The 20915-nt window shown below is 66.9% G+C and carries 17 protein-coding genes and 1 pseudogene; 3 read left to right on the top strand and 15 right to left on the bottom strand.

Features of this window, described 5'->3' with window-relative positions:
- Positions 1 to 6: 6 nt before the first annotated feature.
- Positions 7 to 2532: a heavy metal translocating P-type ATPase gene (locus tag OCL97_RS07585; RefSeq protein ID WP_377369008.1), complete on the bottom strand. Its 2526-nt coding sequence runs from the start codon at positions 2530 to 2532 to the stop codon at positions 7 to 9.
- A gap of 255 nt (positions 2533 to 2787) precedes the next feature.
- On the opposite strand from OCL97_RS07585, the gene OCL97_RS07580 reads away from it, so the two are divergent.
- Positions 2788 to 2985: a heavy-metal-associated domain-containing protein gene (locus OCL97_RS07580; RefSeq protein ID WP_377369006.1), complete on the top strand. Its 198-nt coding sequence runs from the start codon at positions 2788 to 2790 to the stop codon at positions 2983 to 2985.
- A gap of 463 nt (positions 2986 to 3448) precedes the next feature.
- On the opposite strand, the gene OCL97_RS07575 is transcribed toward OCL97_RS07580, so the two are convergent.
- The 5 genes and pseudogenes from OCL97_RS07575 to OCL97_RS07555 all read right to left on the bottom strand — a co-directional run bounded on the left by OCL97_RS07575 (position 3449) and on the right by OCL97_RS07555 (position 8447).
- Positions 3449 to 3649, bottom strand: coding sequence for an isoprenylcysteine carboxylmethyltransferase family protein (locus tag OCL97_RS07575; protein WP_377369134.1), 201 nt, complete (start codon positions 3647 to 3649; stop codon positions 3449 to 3451).
- Positions 3646 to 6123 (bottom strand): methyltransferase domain-containing protein, encoded by a 2478-nt coding sequence (locus OCL97_RS07570; RefSeq protein ID WP_377369004.1) that lies wholly within the window; start codon positions 6121 to 6123, stop codon positions 3646 to 3648. The genes OCL97_RS07575 and OCL97_RS07570 overlap by 4 nt, the downstream gene beginning before the upstream one ends.
- 15 nt (positions 6124 to 6138) lie before the next feature.
- Positions 6139 to 6549, bottom strand: coding sequence for an FTR1 family protein (locus OCL97_RS07565; RefSeq protein WP_377369002.1), 411 nt, complete (start codon positions 6547 to 6549; stop codon positions 6139 to 6141).
- Positions 6550 to 6649: 100 nt separating this feature from the next.
- Positions 6650 to 7894 (bottom strand): annotated as a pseudogene (locus OCL97_RS07560) (FTR1 family protein); the annotation flags it as partial.
- A gap of 217 nt (positions 7895 to 8111) precedes the next feature.
- On the bottom strand, positions 8112 to 8447 hold the full coding sequence (locus OCL97_RS07555; RefSeq protein ID WP_377369000.1) for a cation transporter: 336 nt from the start codon (positions 8445 to 8447) through the stop codon (positions 8112 to 8114).
- Between the two features lie 44 nt (positions 8448 to 8491).
- Between OCL97_RS07555 and OCL97_RS07550 the strand changes: the two genes are divergently transcribed.
- On the top strand, positions 8492 to 8926 hold the full coding sequence (locus OCL97_RS07550; RefSeq protein WP_377368998.1) for a MerR family transcriptional regulator: 435 nt from the start codon (positions 8492 to 8494) through the stop codon (positions 8924 to 8926).
- 17 nt (positions 8927 to 8943) lie between these two features.
- On the opposite strand, the gene trbB is transcribed toward OCL97_RS07550, so the two are convergent.
- Genes trbB through mobQ form a run of 3 tightly spaced genes read right to left on the bottom strand, consistent with a single transcriptional unit; the run spans position 8944 to position 13471 of the window.
- Positions 8944 to 9930: a P-type conjugative transfer ATPase TrbB gene (trbB, locus tag OCL97_RS07545; protein WP_377368996.1), complete on the bottom strand. Its 987-nt coding sequence runs from the start codon at positions 9928 to 9930 to the stop codon at positions 8944 to 8946.
- Between the two features lie 53 nt (positions 9931 to 9983).
- Positions 9984 to 11960 (bottom strand): type IV secretory system conjugative DNA transfer family protein, encoded by a 1977-nt coding sequence (locus tag OCL97_RS07540; RefSeq protein ID WP_377368994.1) that lies wholly within the window; start codon positions 11958 to 11960, stop codon positions 9984 to 9986.
- A 14-nt stretch (positions 11961 to 11974) separates the two neighbouring features.
- On the bottom strand, positions 11975 to 13471 hold the full coding sequence (gene mobQ, locus OCL97_RS07535) for a MobQ family relaxase (protein ID WP_377368992.1): 1497 nt from the start codon (positions 13469 to 13471) through the stop codon (positions 11975 to 11977).
- A 259-nt stretch (positions 13472 to 13730) separates the two neighbouring features.
- Here mobQ and OCL97_RS07530 point away from each other — a divergent pair, with 259 nt between their 5' ends.
- The gene (locus OCL97_RS07530; RefSeq protein ID WP_377369132.1) at positions 13731 to 14417 is read left to right on the top strand and encodes a hypothetical protein; all 687 of its coding nucleotides are present in this window, start codon (positions 13731 to 13733) and stop codon (positions 14415 to 14417) included.
- Here OCL97_RS07530 and OCL97_RS07525 read toward each other — a convergent pair.
- The 6 genes from OCL97_RS07525 to OCL97_RS07500 form a co-directional block, all read right to left on the bottom strand.
- Positions 14414 to 15316, bottom strand: a complete 903-nt coding sequence (locus OCL97_RS07525; protein WP_377368990.1) for a cell wall hydrolase — start codon at positions 15314 to 15316, stop codon at positions 14414 to 14416. The two genes, OCL97_RS07530 and OCL97_RS07525, sit on opposite strands and share 4 nt — an antisense overlap.
- The gene (locus OCL97_RS07520; RefSeq protein WP_377368988.1) at positions 15316 to 15807 is read right to left on the bottom strand and encodes a S26 family signal peptidase; all 492 of its coding nucleotides are present in this window, start codon (positions 15805 to 15807) and stop codon (positions 15316 to 15318) included. The genes OCL97_RS07525 and OCL97_RS07520 overlap by 1 nt, the downstream gene beginning before the upstream one ends.
- A gap of 362 nt (positions 15808 to 16169) precedes the next feature.
- Complete coding sequence (locus tag OCL97_RS07515; RefSeq protein ID WP_377368986.1) at positions 16170 to 17201, bottom strand: ParB/RepB/Spo0J family partition protein; 1032 nt, start codon at positions 17199 to 17201, stop codon at positions 16170 to 16172.
- Between the two features lie 12 nt (positions 17202 to 17213).
- Positions 17214 to 18419: an AAA family ATPase gene (locus OCL97_RS07510; RefSeq protein WP_377368984.1), complete on the bottom strand. Its 1206-nt coding sequence runs from the start codon at positions 18417 to 18419 to the stop codon at positions 17214 to 17216.
- Positions 18420 to 18728: 309 nt separating this feature from the next.
- Positions 18729 to 19694 (bottom strand): replication initiator protein A, encoded by a 966-nt coding sequence (locus OCL97_RS07505; RefSeq protein WP_377368982.1) that lies wholly within the window; start codon positions 19692 to 19694, stop codon positions 18729 to 18731.
- Between the two features lie 165 nt (positions 19695 to 19859).
- Positions 19860 to 20666, bottom strand: a complete 807-nt coding sequence (locus OCL97_RS07500) for a type IV toxin-antitoxin system AbiEi family antitoxin domain-containing protein (protein WP_377368980.1) — start codon at positions 20664 to 20666, stop codon at positions 19860 to 19862.
- Between the last annotated feature and the right edge of the window lie 249 nt (positions 20667 to 20915).

Here is a 20915-nt window from a genome sequence, read left to right as displayed (position 1 = left end):
AGGGGATCAGCGGCCGGCCCCCACCACGGGGTCGACGGCGATGCGCACCGGCGCTTTGAAACGCTTCAACCGCATGGCGTTGCCCAGCACGAAGACGCTCGAGAGGGCCATGGCGCCGGCCGCCAGCATCGGTGACAGCAGCGTGCCGCTGATGGGATAGAGGACGCCCGCAGCCACCGGAATCAGGCTGGCGTTGTAGGCGAAAGCCCAAAACAGATTTTGGCGGATGTTGGCGATGGTCGCCTTCGACAAGGCGATCGCGTTGCTCACGCCCAGCAAGTCGCCGGACATCAGCACCACGTCGGCGCTCTCGATGGCCACGTCCGTGCCGGTGCCGATGGCGACGCCGACATCGGCCTCGGCCAGGGCCGGCGCATCGTTGATGCCGTCGCCGACGAAGGTCACGGCGCGGCCGCCGGCGCGCAGGCGCTTGATGGCCTCGACCTTGCCGTCCGGCAGCACCTCGGCGACCACCTCGTCGATGCCGAGTTGGGCGGCGATGGCCTCCGCCGTGCGGCGGTTGTCGCCGGTGATCATCGCCACCTTGAGGCCCATGTCATGCAGGGCGCGGATGGCCTGCTGCGTGGTCGGCTTGATCGGGTCAGAGACGGCGATCACCGCGGCCAGCTTGCCGTCGATGGCGGCATAGAGCGGGGTCTTGGCCATCTCGCCCATACGGGCCGCGGTCTCGGCGAACGGCCGCACATCAATACCCAGCAGGACCATGTGACGGTCTGCGCCGACGGCGATGCGATGGCCGCGGACCACGGCGTTGACGCCGTAGCCGGGCACGGCATCGAAGGCGCTGACCTCGTCGAGGGTGAGCCCTTCGGCCTGGGCCGCGGCGACGATGGCCCCCGCCACAGGGTGTTCGGACTGTCCCTCGACGGCGGCGACCAGCGAGAGGACCTGAGCGCGCTCAAAACCTTCAACGACTTCCAGATCGGTCATCACCGGCTTGCCGGCGGTGAGCGTGCCAGTCTTGTCCAGCGCCACCACCTGGACCGACTTCAGCGACTGCAGCGCCCCGCCGTTGCGGAACAGAACGCCCAGTTCAGCGGCGCGGCCGGTGCCGACCATGATCGAAGTCGGCGTGGCGAGCCCCATGGCGCAGGGGCAGGCGATGATCAGCACCGCCACGGCGTTGACCAGCGCGAAGGCGACAGCCGGCTGCGGCCCGAAGACCAGCCAGACGGCGAAGGTAAGGGCGGCCGCGACCATGACCGCCGGCACGAACCAGGCGGTGACCTTGTCGACCAGGGCCTGGATCGGCAGCTTGGAGCCCTGCGCGGTCTCGACCATGCGGATGATCTGGGCGAGCAGCGTGTCCGCCCCGACCTTGGTGGCGCGATAGGTGAAGCTGCCGGTCTTGTTGATGGTGCCGCCGATCACCTCGGCCCCCGCCTCCTTGATGACCGGGATCGGCTCGCCGGAGATCATGGCTTCGTCGACGAACGACGAGCCCGACAGCACGACGCCGTCGACGGGGACCTTGTCGCCCGGGCGCACCTGGATGACGTCGCCGGCGACGACGTCCTCAAGCGCCACGTCGACGAATTCGCCGTTGCGCTCGACCCGGGCCGACTTGGCCTGCAGGCCCATCAGCCGCTTGATCGCCTCGCTTGTGCGCCCCTTGGCCTTGGCCTCGAGGACGCGGCCCAGCAGGATCAGGGTGATGATCACCGCCGAGGCTTCGAAATAGACGTTGGCCGTCCCGGCCGGCAGCACCTCTGGCGAGAAGACGGCGACCACCGAATAGGCCCAGGCGGCCGTCGAGCCGAGCACCACCAGCGAGTTCATGTCCGGCGCCAGACGCGCCAGGGCGGGCACGCCCTTCCTGTAGAACCGCAGGCCCGGACCGAACTGCACGATCGTCGCCAGCACGAAGAAGACGATATAGAGCGGTTGCTGGCCCAGGGTCATCGCCAGCCAATGATGTAGCGCCGGGATCGCGTGCGCGCCCATCTCGAGCACGAAGATCGGCAGGGTGAGCACCCCGGCGATCCCGAGGTCGCGCTTGAGGTGGGCCATCTCGCGGTCGCGGGCTTCTTCCCGGCTGTTGGTGGCCGCGGCGGCGCCGGCGGCGCTGCGACGAGGCGTATAGCCCGCCTTGCGGATGGCCGCGTCGATGGCCGCCCGGGGTGCGTCGCCGGCCAGGGTCTCGATCGTCGCGCGTTCGGTGGCGAGGTTGACCGAGGCCTTGAGGACGCCGGGGACCGCGGCGATGGCGAGCTCGACCCGGCGCACGCACGAGGCGCAGGTCATGCCCTCGATTTCGACTTCCGAGGCTTCGACGGGAACCTCATAGCCGGCCCCCTTGATCGCGGCGATCACCCCGGCGGCGTCAGGTTTGACACCGACGTCGAAGGTGACGTCGGCGGCTTCGGTCGCGAGGTTCACGGTCGCTGCGGCCACGCCCGGCGCCTTGGCGATGGCGAGTTCGACACGGCGCACGCAGGACGCGCAGGTCATACCGGCGATCGGGAAGTTTTGTCGGATGGAGACGCCGTTCGGGTTGAAGGGAGCGTTCATGGAACTGGTCCTCTGAGTATCGTTCGGCCAGAGGTCTAATGCTTCCAGTCACCGGAGGGTCAAGGCCCTACCTAACATTTTTCCCGCTCGCACCAAATCATTGAAATGCCGACTAATCTACACGTCATCATCGCCGGACCGGTCCGCGCGGATGGGCAGCATCACTTCAACGAAATCGCCGCTTGACCTTCCAGCGAGTGGAAGTCCGACAGTGGTCCTGCCGCACTTCGTCGGCCTGCATATGAGGAGTTTAGAATGTTGAAGCTTAAGGTCCCCGACATGACTTGCGGCCATTGCGCGAGCGTTGTTTCTGAGGCGGTGCATAGCGTGGATGCCAACGCCAAGGTCGACATTGATCTGGGGACGAAAGCGGTGTCGATCACCACCTCGAGTGACCCGGCCGACGTCACCCGGGCGCTGGCCGCCGCCGGCTATCCCGCAGAGCCGAACTAGGCCGCCCGCGAGCAGCCAAGGGCGGCGCGAAGGGATTGCCCCGAGCGCCGCGCCTTGTCGCAAACGCCTCACGCCGCCCGAGGAGCTCGCCTCGGCGGCTCAGCGTCTCTGGGCTCTTTCTTCGTGGCGGCGGCACCATTGCAGCCGTCCCGGCCGACACCGTCACGGCGTGCGTTGCTTAGATCGGGCACGGCGCGGCCACCGGCGTACCTGCGGAGTTGGCTTTGCGCGCACTTCGCTGGATCGTTGTCTTCGAGACAGCGCTAGGTCTAACGGTCCTCGGCCACTGCTAGGCGTTGAATCAGGTCGTTCAGTGTGCAGAGCGACACAGATCGCACATTTGCGCCGCCATCGCGGTAGCGCGACAGATGTCCGCAAAGTAGGGCCCCATCGGCATCTCGCGCCAGGTCGGACGGTCGGGCTCTTCCGATTTGGTAAGTCGCCCCACCCCGCTGCCGGCTTGTCAGTTCCTCAACGCGCGGGCTTCGGCGCGCGCGCGTATCCAGAGCACCAGCACGTTGAGCGCCGACAACAGGATTGCCGGTCCTACGAGCCCGAAGGCCAGAGGCAGCACCGCGATCTCAGCAACGACGACAACGTAATTTGGATGGCCGAGGAAACGGTTTTCTCGGCGGTGTTCCTCCTCTTCGCGGAGCGGCGTCAGGCGCTGGCGACCACGCTCGCCGGCATCCTCGCGGTACTGGCCCCGACGGTGGGTTCCATCGTTGGCGGCTGGATACCCGAGACCTTCAGCTGGCGATGGCTGTTCCTGATCAACATCGCGCCAGGCATTGTTGCAGCGGTGGGCGCAGCGCTGTTGCTGTCGCGCGAGCGCGCGCAACGCCGCCTGTGGCAAGGGCTGGACCTCATAGGCCTTGGCCTACTGGCGATTGCCCTGGCGGCGCTCGAAATCGGACTCAAGGAAACCCCTGGACGGGACCGGGTGTCGCCGCTGATCCTTGGTCTGCTGATCCTGAGCGCCACGTCGCTAGCGGCTTTCGTGCGTCGTATGCTCCGCAGCAGGCGACCGCTCGTCGAGCTGCGTCGCGCAATTGCAGGCGGGCGACCGACCAACGGCCGAGGCCGTCGGCATCCCCGTGGCGATGTTCGACGCACGCCCCACCGGACCGCTCGATCCGGCGACAGCGGCCATCCTGGAGCCCATGGTTCAGAAGCTCCGCTTGTACACGCGATCAACGAAGCCTGGAGCTGGTTGCGGACCCCTTCGGGCGTGGCGGGATAGCCCCGGGCGGCGATGTGGGCGCGGGCTTCGACCACGCCGCCGCGTCCTAGCTCACTGTAGAGGCCGATAGACAGCAGGCCACCGGGTTTGAGCAGACCCGACAGCACCTGCAGACCCGCGGCCGGGTCAGCCATGTGGTGCAGCACGCCGAAACTGTCGATGAGATCGAACCGCTCAGCCAGGACCGGAAGGTCCAAGATGTCGCCTTGCAGGTGCTCGACGTTGGCGAGGCCGTATTCCTGGGTCTTCCGCATCGCATAGCCGAGGCTCGCTCCGCTGAGGTCAACGGCCAAGATCGACGCATCCTTGTAGGTGTTGACGACCCGCATGGTCTCCAATCCGGTGCCGCAGCCGGCGATGAGGATCCGCGGGCGTGCGACCTCCGGCGCCTGTCCATCGCCAAGATGCGGCAGGGCGATGCGCACGGCGTCGGCGAAGGGCAGAGCCGCCCCGAGGCCGCAGCGCGTCCACCGGGGATAGGGGTTCTCTTCGTACTGCCGCTGGACCGCGATTGAGACGGGGTCGGTGGCCGTCTTGAGCACCGGCAGCCTGGCGCGCAACTCCGTCTCCAGCGCCGGTTCGGTGACCTGCTCGCGGACCAAGTCGGCGATGTCCGCCACGGGATCGCGCAACAGCCTGGCCGCGAGCGGGGTCGCGCTCAGAGGTCGGTACGCCGCCAGGATGGCGATCCGAACGGCGTCGCCAGGACGGCGGCCCAGATCATCACGGTCGAGCGCCTGGCCGAGCCGTTCGACGCCCTGGTCTTCGTCAGCGCTGACAAAGTAGGCGTACTCGTTGAGAAAGGCCTGGCGGGCCAAGCGTGTCGCCAAGGGCAATTCGTCATCGAGAGCCTCGGGCGCCTCGTCGGTTGCGGCAAGCAGATCCGAACGCAGGCGCACCATGAGCAGCTCGACCGCGACGTTTGGAATGGGAGCCGATCCCAGCAGCACTAGGAGCAGCGGATCCTGGACCAGGCGCGCGGCGACCGCGCCGTCTTCGGCGATGATCCGCCCGGCGTCGGCGGCGCGCGCCTCGATGGCGCGCAGCAGTCGATCGACCCCGACATCGTGTCGTAGGACCGCCAGGGCCGCCGTGGCCAGATTACGCGAATTGATGTCGTCGCGGTCGAAGAGCCTGATCAGAACCTCGCGGAACATCCCGCTAGACGGCACGACCTTGGTGTGGCGCAAGCTGCTGGCCAGCAGGCGACATAGGTCCGCCGCGTGCGGGCTCAACTCCACGGCGCGCGCCAGGTCGGTCAGCCCTTCGAGGCCTTGACCGAGCTGGAGGCGGGCTATCCCAAGGTTCGACAACAGGCCCGGGACCATCGGATGGCTTGGGGGCATCCCATCTAGCGCCACGGCGAAGAGGGGCGCCGCATGGGAGGGTTTCCCACGCCGAAGCTGCAGGAGGCCGTAACCGTTGAGCGCCACCGGCAGCTTCGGCGAGAGGTGCAGCGCGGTCTGGTAGCGTCGTTCGGCCGCCTCCACGCGTCCCAGGCCGCGCAGAGCCTCGGCCGCGTAGGCGAAGGCTTCGGCAAAGTCCGGTTTCAGCTCGGCGGCGCGTTCGAAGTGCGGCAGGGCCTTGGCCAAGGCGTGGGCCCGGCGATGGGTTTCGCCGAGGTTGAACTGGATGAACGGGTTCCTGGGCTGAGCCGCCAGCGCGCGTTGGAAGAGCGCGACCGCGTCGGCTGTCCGCCCGTCCTGCATCGCCACGCCGGCCACCACGTTGAGCGCCGACGGATCGGTGGGCGCGAACCCTAGGGCGAGGCGAGCTTCGGTCTCGGCCGCGCGCCACCGTCCGGCGTTGTAGTGATCGACGGCCCGGCCCACGGCCTGCACGAGTTCGGGGCGGGCAGGCTCCACGCCGCGGATGGGCGGGTGACGGGCGGCCATAGATCGCCCTCCCCGCTAGGGCGCGTTCGCCGCGTGGACCGCGGCGGTGCGACGGTTGTGGAAAAAGCCGGCTATCAGCACGCCCAACACGGCGAGCTGCGCGGCCAGGGTCTGCAGGGTGGCGTAGATGCCCAGCACCTCGATGCGCGGCCAACCTCGCACCGCGGAGACGCTGATCATCCCGGCCTCTTGAAGCGCGGCGACACCCTTGCCCGCGAGCACCACGGCCAGAACCGCGACCAAGGCGGCGCTGAACGCGAAGAACTTCCCGATCGGAAGCTTGCGGCTGTAACGCAGCATCGCCCAGGCGATGGCCCCGAGCGCTGCGACGGCCGTTGCCGCGCCGGCGAGCACCGCCGTCGCCGTCGCCGGATTCCACAGCGCGGCATAGAAGAGGATGGTTTCGAACACCTCGCGGTAGACCACGACGAAGGTCAGCAGAAACAGGAACCAAGCTGAGCGGCGCGAGAGCGCTCGGGAGCTTGTCGCGAATGTAGCGCTGCCAAGCGTCGGCCTGGCTCTTGCCGTGCATCCAGATTCCAACGCTGAGCAGGACCGCCGCGGCGAACAGGGCGCCGAAACCTTCCGTCAATTCGCGGCTAGCCCCGCTGATGGTGATCAAATAGGTGGCGGCCACCCAGGTGGCGGCGCCGGCGGCGAGCGCGCTCGCCCAACCGCCGTGTACAAAAGGCAGGACATCCTGCCGCTCGGCCTTCCTCAAGAAGGCGATCATGGCCACCACGATGAGCAGGGCTTCCAGGCCTTCGCGCAGGAGCACGGTGAAGGCGCCCAGGAACGCGGAAGCCATATCGGCCTTGGCCGGGGCGAGGATCGCCTCGGTCTCGCCGAACAGGTCCTCGATGAGGAGGGCCTGTTCGCGAACCGCCTCGACCGGGGCGCCGCGGGCGATGCGCTGTCGGAACTCGCCCATGGCGGTTTCGATGCGCACCAACAAGGCGCGGTCGCGGGCGGCGATCGCCGGCTCCACCGGCTCGACACCGTCAAGATAGGTCGAAAGCGCCAAGTCCGTGGCGGCCCGCCGATCTCCCGCCGCATAGGCTTTCACGGTGGCCGCGAGCTTCGTCCGCGCCACCTCCAACACCGGACCGTCCGACCGAGTGGTCACGATCTCAGGCTTCCGACGCAGGAAGGCGGTCAGGTCGGCCGCGTTCTTCGCGCCCAGGGTCGCGGCGAGGCTAGCCGGGGTCACGCGGGTGACCGCGGCCAGGTCCGGGAACGCCGCGCGAATACTCGGATCGCCGCGCCACAGCCGCTCGCCACGTCGCGCGGCCTCCGCGTCATACGCGAACCGGCCGACATAGAAGGCCAGCGCCCATCGGTCTTCGGGCGGAAGGTGCGCGAAGCTCGCCATCCCCGTGCCGTCCAGGCCCTGGTCGATCACCTGGTAGAGCGCGAACACGCTTCGGTGGCCGGCTCGCGCCTGGTCGGTGAAGGCGATCGGGGGCGGATCCATGCCCTTGGCGCCGGGTCCCTTCCCGTCGCCGCTCGCGCCGTGGCACGAGGCGCACTGTTGCTCAAAGAGGGCCGCGCCGCGCTGGAGGTCCGGGGCGATCTGCGGCGCCAGCGCTACGGGATAGGCGGCCAAGAGCTCGGCCGCCAGGTTGCGCGCGCGGGTCGCGACGAGCTCGGGCGCGGCCTTGTCGGCGATGGCCTTCTCGAGTTCGGAGGCCCCCTGCGCGAGCACCGGCCTCGATTCGACGCCCGGCAGGCTGTTCAGGCGGGTCCGAACCGAGGCGGAGAACTCCACCATTTCGGCGTACTCCGCCGGGTTGGACACCCGGCCGTCCTTGACGGCCCCGGAGTAGTCGACGGCCACGTAGTCGAGCAGCCGCCAGATCGTCTCGGCGGGCGTCGCTTCGGCGCGGGCGCCGGCGCCGGCGGCGAGTACCGCCCAGCTCACAGTGATGAGACTGAGAAGTAGAAGCTTTCGGAATCCGGACTCGATCCGAGACGGCAGGCGCGCGCAATCAGCTGACATGTGCGGGTTCGTTCAGCTCGCGGCGGGCGTCTTTGATGATCTCGGTGGCCGAGTGCAAGAACAGCAGCGCAATTGCCGCCGCCACAACCAAGTCGGGCCAGGCGCTCTGGGTCCAATAGACCAGGCCGGCCGCGACGATCACCGCGACATTGGCCAGGGCGTCATTGCGTGAGAACAGCCAGACGGCCCGAACATTGGAATCGCCTTCCTTGAAGCGAGAGAGGATCCAGGCGGCCACGACGTTGACCGCCAGGGCCGCAACGCCAATGCCGCCCATCAACTCCGCCTCGGGAGGGACGGCGTTCAGAGCGCGCCATGCCGCCATCCCGATGACGAAGACCCCCAATCCGGCCAGGAAGAGGCCTGAGCATGCCCATCGGGCGACTGGCCAAGAGCACCGACGTCAAGGTCACCACCATCCGGTTCTACGAGCAGATCGGGCTCTTGCCGGAGCCGAGCCGGACCCATAGCGACCGCCGCGTCTACGACGAGGCCGCCGTTCGACGGCTCGCGTTCATCAAGCACGCGCGCCAGCTCGGTTTCTCAGTCGATGCGATCCGCGACCTGCTCGACCTGGCGGATCACCCTGAACGCGCGTGCGAGGCAGCCAACACCATTGCGCAGGACCAACTGCAGGCCGTGGAAGCCAAAATCGCCCAGCTCGAGGCCCTGCGAGTCGAACTGGGGCGTATGGTCTCCACGCAATGCAACGGCCCGGCGGCCAAGTGCCGCGTGATCGAGTCGCTCGGCAATCACGATCTCTGCACCCAAGACCATGCAGCGGCGGACCGCGTATCGGTCTAGGAGGGCCGCTGACCCCGTTAGTCCGTGCGGAGCGAGCTGGCGCCGGCCGAACCTGTGGCTTCGAGTTGATAGGTTTCCCCCTCTCGGCCAACAACGCGGCTCACGTCCTTCACCCGCCGCCCCGTCACTGTCCGTTCGATGTAGATGATGACATTGATGGCCTGGGTGATCGCCCGGTAAGGAATGCGCTGAGTGACCTCGCCGATCAGGTCCTCCAGCCGGGTCAGCCCCTCCAAGGCACTGTTAGCGTGTATGGTCGCCAACCCGCCCGGATGGCCCGTATTCCATGCCTTCAAGAGATCCAGCGCCGACCCGTCCCGCACCTCCCCGATGATGATGCGGTCCGGCCGCAGGCGCAGGGTGTCGCGCACCAGGTCGGTCATGGTCACCGGCGGGTCCGTCCGCTTGGTCAGCATCTGGATCTTGTCCTCGGCCGAGCACTGGAGCTCGGCGGTGTCCTCGATCAGCACCACCCGGTCCTGGGCAAAAGCCGGCTCCGCCAGGATGGCGTTGGCGAGCGTCGTCTTGCCCGAGCCAGTGCCGCCCACGATCAGGATGTTCTGACGCGCCGTCGCCGCCTCGCGGATCACGGCGGCCTGGTGCTCGGTCATGATTCCCTGTTCGACATATTCTGGCAGGGTGAACACTACCTCCGGCCGTTTGCGGATCGCGAACGCGGGACTGGATACGATCGGCATGAAGGCGCCCTGGAACCGTTCGCCGGTCTCTGGAAGCGTGGCGCTGACCCGAGGCCGGTCCCGGGTGACCACCTCGCCCACATGGTCGGCCAGCAGCCGTAGAATCCGGTCGGCGTCGGCGCTGTCCAGGCTCTGCCCGGTGAACGACCTCCCCTCCCCGATCCGGTCCACCCAGATCTTGCCGTCTGGGTTGACCATGACCTCCACGACCATGCGGTCGGCGAGCGCGCTGGCGATCACCGGGCCCATGGCCTGCTTCAGCGCGGCGACCTTGCGATCGGTGACGACGGGATGGTGCTGCGGCATCGGAAATCCAATTCAACTGGAGTCAGCGGGGCGTGGGCGTCTCTGCAGGTCCGTCAGCCCAGGCTGCCGTCATCATCGTCATCGCCCGTCCACCGCAGGCTCGAGACCGGCGCGTGGAGGCCATGCCCGCCGGCGCCGGCGGGCTGAGGCCCGTCATCCGGCGCCGCGGGAGCCGGCGGTGGAACGACGCCCTTCAGGCCGGCCGGGGCCGGCTCTGCGGCGCGAACCCCGAGCCAGTCGATCTGGGCTGCGCCCGGCAGGTCAGCCGCGCCCGGCCGCTGCTCGTATTTGGCCGGCACGCCGTGGAAATAGTCCCCCGTCCGCGCCTTGAAGAACGGCTCGTCGTAGTAGCGGATCTTCTCCGCCCGGATCGGCTTGGTGTTGTTCACGAACAGGAACTGCTGGTTGTCATCCAGCTCGCGGACCCGGTCCTCGGTCAGGATGTAACGCTCGTGCTCGCTCTGGGAGGTCGAGCGGTGCGAGCTGCCGAAGATGCTGCGCGGATCGCTATAGCTCTCGCGCATCTCCAGCGCCTTGCCGGCCCGCCGGATCACCTTGTCGATGCTGGTCGGCTCCGAGGTCGCGAAGGTGGCGGTGATGTGCATGTTGTCGAAGATCGGCGTCTTGTCCCCGTACTTGGAGAACACGTCGTTGAAGCTCTGGCAGATCAGGTGGGCGGTGATCCCGTAGCCAGCCATCTCGCCCATAGCGTTCTCCAGGAACGGCAGGCTGCCGAGCTTGGGAAACTCGTCGAGCAGCAGCAGCAGGCGGTGCGCCTTGCGCCGCCCCCGGCTGTCGAAATGCTCGCGCTCCATCAGGCTGTTGATGGTCTGGCGCGTGAACACCCGCACCAGGAAGGCCAGCCGGTCAGCATGGGCCTGGGGGGTGATGATGTAGAAGGTGACCGGGCTCTCCGAGCACACCAGGTCGCCGATCGAGAAGTCCGACCAGCTGGTGGCGTATTCCACATAGGGGTCGGCCCACAGCGACAGCGACGCCCGACAGGTGGCCAGCACATTGGATTTCACCCGCTCGTCCATGCTGTCCAGCGCCGTGGCGCCCAGCAGAATCTCCGGGTGGACCTCGGCGATGGGCTTGCCATCGGCGCCCTGCGCCAGCCCGTCCGGCGCATGAAGGTCCGGCCTCTGGCGATGTTTGGTGTGCTTCATCGCATGGAGGGTCGGGTCGATATTGATCAGCAGGCGGCGGACCTGGGCCAGGTTCTTCTTGGTGTCCTCCTCGCTGTAGAGGACGTGAAGGATGATCGCGGTGAAGAAGTCCGTCGCGCTCTGGTCCCAAAAATTGAGGTCGCCCGCCTTGCGGCCCAGCGGGTCCACTAGGATGCCGACGACGTTCTGGATATCGGCGATCTCCATCGGCCCCTTCCGCACCTCGAACAGCGGATTCCACCGCACGGTGTTGGGGTCGGTCGGCGCGAAATAGAAGACGTGGCTGAACGTCTTCCGGTGATCGGCCGTGATGTGCCAAAGCTCGCCCTTGCGGTCGTAGACGAAGGCGCTTTGCGGCCAGGCGATCAGGGTGGGAACGACGTGGCCGGCCCCCTTCCCGCTGCGGGACGCGCCCACGATGATGGCGTGCTCCACACCGCGATAGGTGAGGTATTTGCCGCCCAACCGGCCGAGCACCCGCCCGCTGATCTGGCCGTCGCCATGGACGAGTTTGGCCTTGCGGGCATGGGCCTGCGTCGCCCAGGCGTCCTTGCCAAACTCTCGCGGCGCCCGGCGCGTGCTCTTGGTCAGCCCGATCAGAAACATCGACGGGACGAACACGGCCGCGAGCGAGATCATCGCGGCCATGTCGAAGGCCTGCTGGTAGCGCGCCGCGAAGCGCCCATACCAGCCGACGAAGGCCCACGGCGCGTAGATCCTCGTCGGCCCCAGATCCAGCAGGCCGCGGCCGAACTCACGCGGGTAGTGGAAGTCGTGAGCGACGATCTGGGTGGCGATCGATAGGGCGATCAACACGCTGGCCGCTGCTAGCGGCAGGACGATCTTGGGGCGGGCGTTCATGGGGCGTGTCGCTCCTAGCGGCCGGGAATGATGGCGCGGCCAATCGACCGGCCCTGGCCACGTCGCAGACGCTCCAGCGCCTGTTCCTGGACCGGCGTCGGGAAGCGCTGCAGGGCCTCGCGCGCCGGGCGGCCGATATCCCGAAAGAAGCGCGTCTCGTCGGGCGACTGGTTGGGGACACGAAGCTCGCGCTGGCCAAGTTCGTGCACCAGCCGCAGGTCGCTGATCGTGCGGCCGGCCAACAGGGTCCGGTTGTCCATCCGCTTGATCTTCCGCTCCAGCGTGCGCCGTTGCCGAACCACGTCGGCCGCGGCTTCCAGGCCCGGCTGCCGGCGCGCCGCGACGAACGCCTGGCCCTTGGGCGAGCGGACCCAATCCTGGCGAACTTGCAGGCCAACCTCAGCCCGGCGATAGGCCTTGCGGGCGCGTCCGATGGCGTTCAGCTCGGCGTGTTTCGCCCAGATCATCCGCGCCGGATTGCGGACCCAGGCCACCAGTTCCAGGCGCCGCGAACGGGTCTTCTTCACACGCTCCTCGGTCTGCTGAAGGTGAGCCCTCGCCCGCGCCTTGGCGGTCGCGGCCTCCGCCGTCAGCTCGCGTTCGACCCGGCCGGCGCTGGGAATTTTCGGCGTGGAAAGCGCCTCGCGTTCGGCCGCCCACGCTGTCCTCTGGACGACCATCTTGCCTAGAACCTGCTCGGCTTCGACGACCAGTTTCGGGACCGCGACTTCGATCTCCGGAGCGGTCTTGGCGATGCGGTCGGCGGTCGCCTGATAGTCACGTCGAAGGTCGCGCGCCTTGTCGTTGCGGGCCCGAACATCGCGGTTCAATTCGCCACGCTCAGAGGCGATATCTTTGCGCTCCAGCGCCGTGGCCGCCGGCCCCAGATGCACAGTCGGGGCGCGGTCGACGCCGCGCGCCGCCAGACTCAAATGCGAGACCTGCGGGGCGTCCGGACCAAGGTGATGACGCAGGGCCCGGTTCTGCACGTCCGACCACGCGGCGCGCAGCTGCGGGATGAAGCTGGCGTGGTTCCAATCGCGGTTCTTGCCCGCGAAACCGGCGCGATCGACACGGCGAGTCGTGACCATGATGTGGGCGTGGAAATTGCGCTGGTCGCCCTCCTTGCCGGGCCGGTGCATCGCGACGTCGGCGATCATGCCCTTGGCGACCAGGTGCTCCTGCACAAAGGCGCGGACCAGGTCCCGGCGCTGGTCAAAATCAAGTTCGTGCGGCAGCGCCAGGAGGACCTCCTGGGCGGGCACGGCGTCCTTACGGCGCTCCGCAGCCTCGACGGCGTTCCACAGGGCTGCGCGGTCCCTGTAGGCCTGCGGCGCGTCATCCGGCGCCATGATCTCGGCGTGCTCGACCCCGTCCTTGTTCGAGAAGTCGAACTCCATGGCCAAGCGGTCATCGGTCAGCGACTGGCCTGATCGGTACGCCGCCGCGGCCACGGCCGAGCGGCCAAGGCCGCGCTGGATGGTCTGCACCTGACACAGGAACGACGCCACTGAACTGCCCTCCCCTGCCGGCGTGAGCCGGCGGGATCGCTAAGGGCTCGGCCCTTGGCTCAAACCCCAGGCCGTCGCAGGCCGTGCGGGGGTTTGAGGGTGTCGGGCGGCGCCTGACCGCATCGTTGGCTGGGCGTAGCCCAACCAATGAGGATATGCGCCATTGTCTGCAACACCTCTGCCACCACCATGGACCATCAGGCGCTATTTGGATAGAAAAAGTGCATCACGCTTTTTTTCTTCATCAAGGGTGCCTGTCATGATCGCTGTCGATAAGCGCAAGCGGAACACTCGGCCCTCCAAATATCGACCCCGCAGCGAGACCCAGAAGCAGAAGCGCAGGGACCTCTGGGCCGCCCGTGAAGCCGACCGCAAACTGGGGCGCCGGATCAACGAAGAAGGCGCGCTGAAACTTCGGCTGGAGGAGCTTGAGGCGGCTCTGCGGGACATGGGCCGCACAGGAATCCACAACAAGCGCCACACCGTTCCGCTCGAAGATATCGCGGATGACGGCCAGCGTTTCGCCGTGCTGAAAGCCCGGGTCGAACGCCTCGAAGCACTGTGGGCGATCAACCAGAGAAAGCGCGAAACCCGGGGCAAGATCATCCTCGGCGGCGCCCTTTTGGCGGAGGCGGCCGACGAAGCTTGGCAGGAGGGCGGAGCCGACCTTCTGCATCGGCTGGTCGACATCCTAGACCGGCGGGTGGAGAGCGTCAGGGACCGGCTGACGGTGCGCGAACTGCTCGGAAACGTGCCCCTTCCCCTGCGCCAAGGCGGCGATCCCAGCGAGGATCTACTGGGCGCGCTGGAAGCCGTAGGCGGCGAACCGCCCGACTTCGATGCGATGGCGGAGTCGGCTCTGGCAGACGACGACGAGCGCCTTACGCCGAGCGAGCTGGACAAGGATTATGCCGACCTGGACGCCACCTGGCGCCAGCCGGCCTAGTGGCGGCGGTCGCTGGGGCGGCCATCGGATAGCACGAAGATCGCCCGGCTGGGATCGACCGGCTGATCGCTACTTTGGTCCGCCGGCGCCGCCTGGAAATCCGCCCCCGACGGGACCGGCGTAAGGACTGGAACCGCGCCTTCAATGGGCTCCGGCGGCAAAGTGGCAGGCCCGGGAAACGCCCGGTTCTCGCCTACGAAGATGCCGTCGTTCGGGGCGCTCAAAGCGATCCCGGAGCCGGCCGGCGACGGCCTGGCCCAGCTCGAACGCCCTCCCCTGCTCCCCTCCCCTTTGGCGGCGCCTCCACGGCCCGCTTCCACATAGAAGGTGTGGGCGCCAATCACCGCGGAGGATGGTGCGCCGCCAAAGTTCGTCAGGCCCGGCGACACCGCGCCCGCCGCTTCCCGGGCCGCGACGATCCGGGCGTTTTGGAAGAACCGCGCGCCGTTCGTCAGGTCCGGCAAGCGGCCCTCGATCGCCAGGTTGATGATGGTGCTGACCCGAGCCCGCTGGGCCTCCGAGACGGGCGGCAGATTGCGCCAACTGCCGCCGGCCCGCATTACCGGCTCGAACTGCCCGCGGGCGTTCAGCACGGCCTCGACGCTTGAGCCCCAGCGACCGTCCTGCAGCCGGTTCAGGATGGTGTAGACGACGGCCGCCAGGCCGCTGTCGCCCTGGTTCGCGGCCTCTGCGAAGGCCACCCGGGCGATGGCGTCGCGAGCCTCTGGTCCACCCAGGCGGACGGCCAATGACGTTGAACCTGACGGGGGTGCGGCTGCGGCCGATATGGAAGGCGACGTGGCCATCGCCGCCGGACAATTGACGCCGGCCGGCAGCGGCTGGGCGCTCATTCCGCGAGCCAGAAGGGCGCAGAGGCCCGCGAGGGCGGCGGCGTCCATCAGACGTCACCTGGGCGGTCGATCCGCGTCATGATCGGGCGGAAGACGCCGACGATCGCCTCGCGGCGAACCGGTCCATAGTACCGGCTGTCGAAGCTGTTGGGGATGCGGTTCGAGAACACAAAGAACTCGCCCTCGCCCAGACGGCGGCAGGCGCGCCAGTGCGGTAGCGGCCGGCTCTCGCCGTCATGGGCGAGCACGGGCGCGCGCCACACGCCGTTGATCACCAGCTTGCCATCGAGGGTGCAGACGGTGTCCCCGGACGTCGCCGCGACCTCTTTCAGGATCAGCATATGGCGCAGATAGGCCATGCGACCGCTGGCGTAGGTCAGGACCGATGGCGGGGCTGGAAAGGCGATGATCTGGCCCCGGGTTGGGGCCGCGATGCTACGAGCATAGAGGCCCCTGGGCTCACTTTCCGAGCGGTTCCACAGCAGCGACGGAGCCGGAACGACCAAGGCCAGGCCGCCCAGCAGCGCGGCCGGGGCCATCGCCAACGCGATAACCAGGAGCCTGCGTCGCCGGCGTCTCACAAGGCCATGGATCATGTCTCAGCCCCACGAGACGCCGCCCGGTTGCGATCTGTCACGGGGTGGGCGCGTTGGAATACAGCGCTGGATGCACTTTCATTGAGTGCCTTTTATGGCAATAAGTCCCCTGCCCTACCAGAGCTGACGCATCGGTTCTGGGTGGTGCCGTTCGCGCGATCGGGACAGGACCGCGCAAGGCGCCGTCGGGCGCCGGTCACTGAAACCCCGACGGTTTGCTCAGTTGCCAATTGGCAACTCAGCGATAGCGGGGAGCGAAAAGGAGCCGCTTTGGGCTCCAATTCGAAAGTTGCCAATTGGCAACTTCAGCCCTTGGGCCGCATCCGGAGTAGCTCACGCTGGAAGGCTTCGGCGAAATCCGCGTTGCTGGCGGCGGCATCTAGCGCCAGTTCCAGGACCACCTTTTTGGATCCCTTGGTCGCCAGAGTGAACAGGGTCGCACCCGCTGCGTTGGTCACTGCCGTACCTGGCTTGCCCGCCTTGCTCACCGGCATCGTGTCACCGGCGGCGGCGCGCTTCAGGAGCACCATGACCTTCGGCGCGTCCAAAGGACCCTGACCTTTGCCGATCATTTCCGCCTGCTGAACCGCCAGGCGCTTCGCCTCGGCCATCACCCGAGGGCGTGACGCGCCGTCGGCCAGGAGGGGCTTGATCTCGCGGGCATGGTTCTCGCGGAGTTGCCGCACATCGCCGAAGGCCTCGACGACATCGGTCGGCAGCTTAGCGAGGTCGAGAAAACGTGAAAGCCAAGCCTTTGGCACTTCAAGCCGCTCGGCCATTCGCTGAGCGGTGCCGCCATAGAAGGTTTCTACGGCGTGGCGATAGTCCAGGGCCCGTTCGTAGTCGCTGATGTCCTTGCGCGACCGGTTCTCGACATCAGCCAGACGGAAGGCCTGCTCATCGGTGAGCTCGCGCTCTTCGATGAGGTAGCGAATATCGCGATGCTCGACATTCTTGAGGTAGCTGACGGCCCAGTGGCGGCGCGCGCCGCAAATGACCTCAAAATCGAAGGCCGGGTCATCCTCGACCCGCCGCACGATCGCGGGAAACTCCTGCTCCCCCTGGGAGCGAAGGCTTTCAAGAAGGTCACCGCAGACACTCTCGTTGAGCAGATCGTAGCGGCGATTGTGCCGTTCCCACATCCGGCATCGAGTCGGATCGACCAGCTTGAGCGTCTTTTCCTTGATGTCGCCGGCCGTGACGCGGGCGAGCCCGGTCAGCCGCGTGTTCAAGCGCTCAGTGGCCGGCGCGCCGCGCTCCGGCGTCGGGGTTTCGGTGACCGCCGGGCCGACCAGGCCCGCGAGGATGGAGCGGTTCTTGCCTGTTGTGGATGCCATGACCGCCCTCCCCTACCCTAGACCAAGCCGGCGAAGGTCCGGCCGATGGCTGGGCCACGCCTTGCGGATCAAAAGCTCGATCTCGCCATTCAGGCGGTCGAGGTTGTTTCGGCAGCGCTCATAGGTCTTCGTCGCTGGACCCGACAGCTCATAGACGGTGCGCAGTTGCACATTGGCATTGTCGATCTCGGCGGAGTCGAGCAGCGAGGCCGACAGCATGTCGGCGCCAAAGACCGCCTCCATCATGTCGCGGATCTGGGTGTGGGCGCTTTTGCCCTCGTCGACCTTGGTCGCGACGACGCGGAGAAAGTGATAGCCCCGCGCGCCCAGATGGTTCTGCATGACCTCCAGGGTCTCCACGATCATTCGCAAGAAGTGGGCGGTCGAGGCGAAATCTACGGTCGAAGGCGGTGTTGGGATCAGAAGGGCGTTGGCAGCACGCAGTACTGCCAACGACAACATCCCTAGTGCGGGCGGCGGATCCAGTAAGACTACGTCATACTCATCGGCCATACTTTCGACGCCGCGACGCAGCCGATCCAAGGCGTCGGGATTGCCGCGAAGCCGTGCTGCCGCCTCATATTCCGCTTGGTATAGCCCGAGGTTTGCCGGGATCAAATCGATGCCCGGCCAGGCGGTAGCGCGCAGGCCATACTTGAGATCTGGTTCACCGCCGTGACGGAAGAAGGGGAGGAGGGTCTGCTCGTCGTCGATATCGATGTCGGGGTTGAACCCGAAGATGGTCGTGGTGCTCGCCTGGCTGTCGCAATCGATCACCGCCACCCGGTAGCCCTTGAGCGCGAGATACTGCGCAACATGACAGGTGAGGGTGCTCTTGCCGACGCCGCCTTTGAAGTTCTGGACTGCCAGGACGATCGGCGGATCCTCGGGGCCTCGACGCGGCCGGGTCCCGAAGACGTCGCGCATCTGGTTGATCTCCGCCAGGCTGTAGCCTTCCCGCCGCTTCGAAGCGCTGAGCCTGGGGGCGGGGAGGCGGCCATCAGCCTCGGCCTGGCGGATCGCCTCGGAGGTCCGGCCCACCATCTCGGCGGCCTTGGTGATTGTGAAGCGCAGATCGATGATCTTCTCTTCGCCGGGCGCGAACACCGTCGCCCGCAGCCGGGTGATGACGTCATGGGCGCGGTCGCTGAGCGCCGTCATGGCGTCGAGGAGGACGGGTCCAGAGACCGCACTTTCAGCGAGTGCAAGTTTCGCCATGGCCTCCTCCTTTGCAAATATCTAACGAGATAGCTCGAACTTGCCAAGTTTCTGGTCGGATGCAATGAATATTGAGTTAACAGCGCGCCGAGCCTGAACCCTCATGGTTCAAGGAGACGGCAAGCCAGCCTGTCCGCCGCGCCCCGTTAGAGAATTTCTTAGGGACAAAGTTAGACAGAGTTAGAGGCCGCAAAATGCCCAGAAAACCCATACGATACAGGGGTTTCAGAAACGCCTCGGTCACCAATACCCCGAGCCCAATGTCACTGAAACCCCGTGCCTCAGGTCACCGTTCCCCCGTGGAATAGGTCACCGTTCCCCCGAGGATGGGACCTTGCGCTTCTCAAACATGCCATCGACGGCGAGCGTGCGGGCGTCCTCACGGGTCCGGCGCTCCGAATCAGCGGCCAGGCGAGCCAGATCCGTCTTGATCGCGGCGCGCTCGACGGCGTCGCGGCGTATGAAATGGACGGCCGGCGAGTTGTCCGCGGCGTTGACGAAACTGACGTCGTATTCGGGCAGGTCGTTGGCGGCGATGATTCGCTTGAGCAGGTAGTTGAACTGCTTCAGCGGGCTCTCGCTGCCGGTCTTGTCGTGCAGCACGCTCACCCGGCACGTCCAGCCCGACGCTTGGTCGCCGGCGTGCTTGCGGGCGATCCGGTAGATGGCGCGCTCAACACCGCCGGAGAGGGCGAAGTAGTCGGCGTGCAGCGTCAGCAGCGACCGGTCCTTGATGACCCCCTCATAGACCCAGTTGGACAAGGTGAGGGTCAGCCCCTTCGGGGCACCAGTGACCGCGTCCGACTCCAGCATCCACTCGTCGAGCCAGCCGAACTGCGCCTTGGTGTTGCGCTTGGTCCCCCGGATCGAAGTCTGAATCGTCGTGGCCTCCAACCGCTGAAGAGCGGCCTGGAGTTCTCGATAACCCTTGCCGCCCGTGTCGCGCTTGATCGCCTTGAGCAGATCATAGGTCGTGGTGTGCAGGGTCCGGGGCAGGTCGTTCTCGCCGGCCTCCCGCATCTGGTTGATGCGTGAGGTCGCCCAGATCAGGATGTCGGCGTCCCAGATGGTGGCGATGCCGAAGGAGGGGTTGGCGCTGACGTGGACCCAGACCTCGCCATCGGGGCTGGTGTATTCGATCGGCTTCAGGCGCTTGCGCTTCGACAGCGAGAAGAACGGTCGCTCCATCACCTCGCGCTGATCCTTCAGCGGCAGGCTGTTCATCCGAGGGACGAACAGATCAAACTCCTGCTGTCGAATCGCGCGCTTAGACATCACCAACCCCACCACGAGCGACGATCTTGGGGAAGTGAAGGGGCCTCAGCCCCAGAAGTTGCCAATTGGCAACTTCTCCGTAAACCGCCGTCGCGGTCACTTTCCGAGCACCGCTTTTAGGCGGCCTGCCGGCGTGGTTCTGTGGGCGCGAGTGGAAGGCCGCGGTCATGCGTCCCCCATCTCGCGAGGAACGGTGATGTTGTAAGTGCTGTCGAGGCGCCCGCCCGGTTCAAGGACGCGCTTGCCGCTGCCAAGGTCGATGGCGCCCCGTTCGAGGCGGCTCGCCCAGGCATGGCCGTGGCGATCGGCGAACCACAGCGCGAGACGCTTGACCTTGACGCTCCGACAGTCGGCCAAGAGCGCGAAAAGGCGCCGAGGGCTGAGGGATGACAGGCCCTGCATCAGGACGTCAGCCTCATGGAAGGAGGCGACCTGCGGGACGAGGTCCAGGACCTCCAGCAGAGCTCGTTCCGGCGTCGAGATGATGAGCTGGGATTCCAGGCCGCCCGCCGAAGGGTGCGTGAAATGTCGGTCGAACCCCCCGGCTTTCGGATCGTCGGCGAGAAGCGGGTCGGCCGTGAACAAGGTCGGCCGGTGATAGACCAGCCGGTTCCCCAAGAGCCTGCGTGCCCAGACTGGCGGCGGCGCAGCGCCGCAGAGGTGGAACTGGGTTGGCCCGTCAGGAGCACCATAGTGGCCGAGCCCCAGCAGCTCCAAAGCCGTCCGGCCACCGACCGCGAGGAGGGGAGGGCGCAGACGCTGCAGCGACAAGACGACCGCAATTGCCGAGAGGGCCTGGTCGGATGTGTCGCCCGCGCGCTGATAGGCCCCTCGGATGGGCGCCTGAAGCCAGCCGCTTTTGACATACTTGGCGACGAGGCTGCGTGAGTAGCCATGGCGCTGCAGCCAACGGGCGTCCGCCAGGAGGCCATCGGGCAAAAGGCGCTGAAGCTGGTTTAGCTTTCCATCCATTCGCCAACCTACAGTGCGCGTTCTGACGACATTGTAAACTCGCCGGGTTTAACGGGCGTCGAATTCGGCAACTCAAGGTGAGCAACTTACGGCGATTCCGAACCAAGGCTAAGAGCCCGCCCGGCGAACCGGGCGGGCGCTAGAGCTACTCCTCCTCGGAGGCCGGAGCGGCGTCAGGCCGGTCCAGCGACCGCAGTTCATGCTGCGGCGTGGCCACCACGACCTTGGAGAAGAACCGCTCCACACCGT

Origin of the sequence: Phenylobacterium ferrooxidans (assembly GCF_042714595.1) — a bacterium.
Taxonomy (GTDB): domain Bacteria; phylum Pseudomonadota; class Alphaproteobacteria; order Caulobacterales; family Caulobacteraceae; genus Phenylobacterium; species Phenylobacterium ferrooxidans.
Note: the sequence above shows the minus strand (reverse complement) of the source record. Positions and strands in the feature narration are given on the sequence as shown.

Coding starts and splice junctions, on each gene's coding strand:
- OCL97_RS07585 (WP_377369008.1), bottom strand. CDS start 2,532: ATGAACGCTCCCTTCAACCCGAACGGCGTCTCCATCCGACAAAACTTC.
- OCL97_RS07580 (WP_377369006.1), top strand. CDS start 2,788: ATGTTGAAGCTTAAGGTCCCCGACATGACTTGCGGCCATTGCGCGAGC.
- OCL97_RS07570 (WP_377369004.1), bottom strand. CDS start 6,123: ATGGCCGCCCGTCACCCGCCCATCCGCGGCGTGGAGCCTGCCCGCCCC.
- OCL97_RS07555 (WP_377369000.1), bottom strand. CDS start 8,447: ATGGCGGCATGGCGCGCTCTGAACGCCGTCCCTCCCGAGGCGGAGTTG.
- OCL97_RS07550 (WP_377368998.1), top strand. CDS start 8,492: ATGCCCATCGGGCGACTGGCCAAGAGCACCGACGTCAAGGTCACCACC.
- trbB (WP_377368996.1), bottom strand. CDS start 9,930: ATGCCGCAGCACCATCCCGTCGTCACCGATCGCAAGGTCGCCGCGCTG.
- OCL97_RS07540 (WP_377368994.1), bottom strand. CDS start 11,960: ATGAACGCCCGCCCCAAGATCGTCCTGCCGCTAGCAGCGGCCAGCGTG.
- OCL97_RS07530 (WP_377369132.1), top strand. CDS start 13,731: ATGATCGCTGTCGATAAGCGCAAGCGGAACACTCGGCCCTCCAAATAT.
- OCL97_RS07525 (WP_377368990.1), bottom strand. CDS start 15,316: ATGGACGCCGCCGCCCTCGCGGGCCTCTGCGCCCTTCTGGCTCGCGGA.
- OCL97_RS07520 (WP_377368988.1), bottom strand. CDS start 15,807: ATGGCCCCGGCCGCGCTGCTGGGCGGCCTGGCCTTGGTCGTTCCGGCT.
- OCL97_RS07515 (WP_377368986.1), bottom strand. CDS start 17,201: ATGGCATCCACAACAGGCAAGAACCGCTCCATCCTCGCGGGCCTGGTC.
- OCL97_RS07510 (WP_377368984.1), bottom strand. CDS start 18,419: ATGGCGAAACTTGCACTCGCTGAAAGTGCGGTCTCTGGACCCGTCCTC.
- OCL97_RS07505 (WP_377368982.1), bottom strand. CDS start 19,694: ATGTCTAAGCGCGCGATTCGACAGCAGGAGTTTGATCTGTTCGTCCCT.
- OCL97_RS07500 (WP_377368980.1), bottom strand. CDS start 20,666: ATGGATGGAAAGCTAAACCAGCTTCAGCGCCTTTTGCCCGATGGCCTC.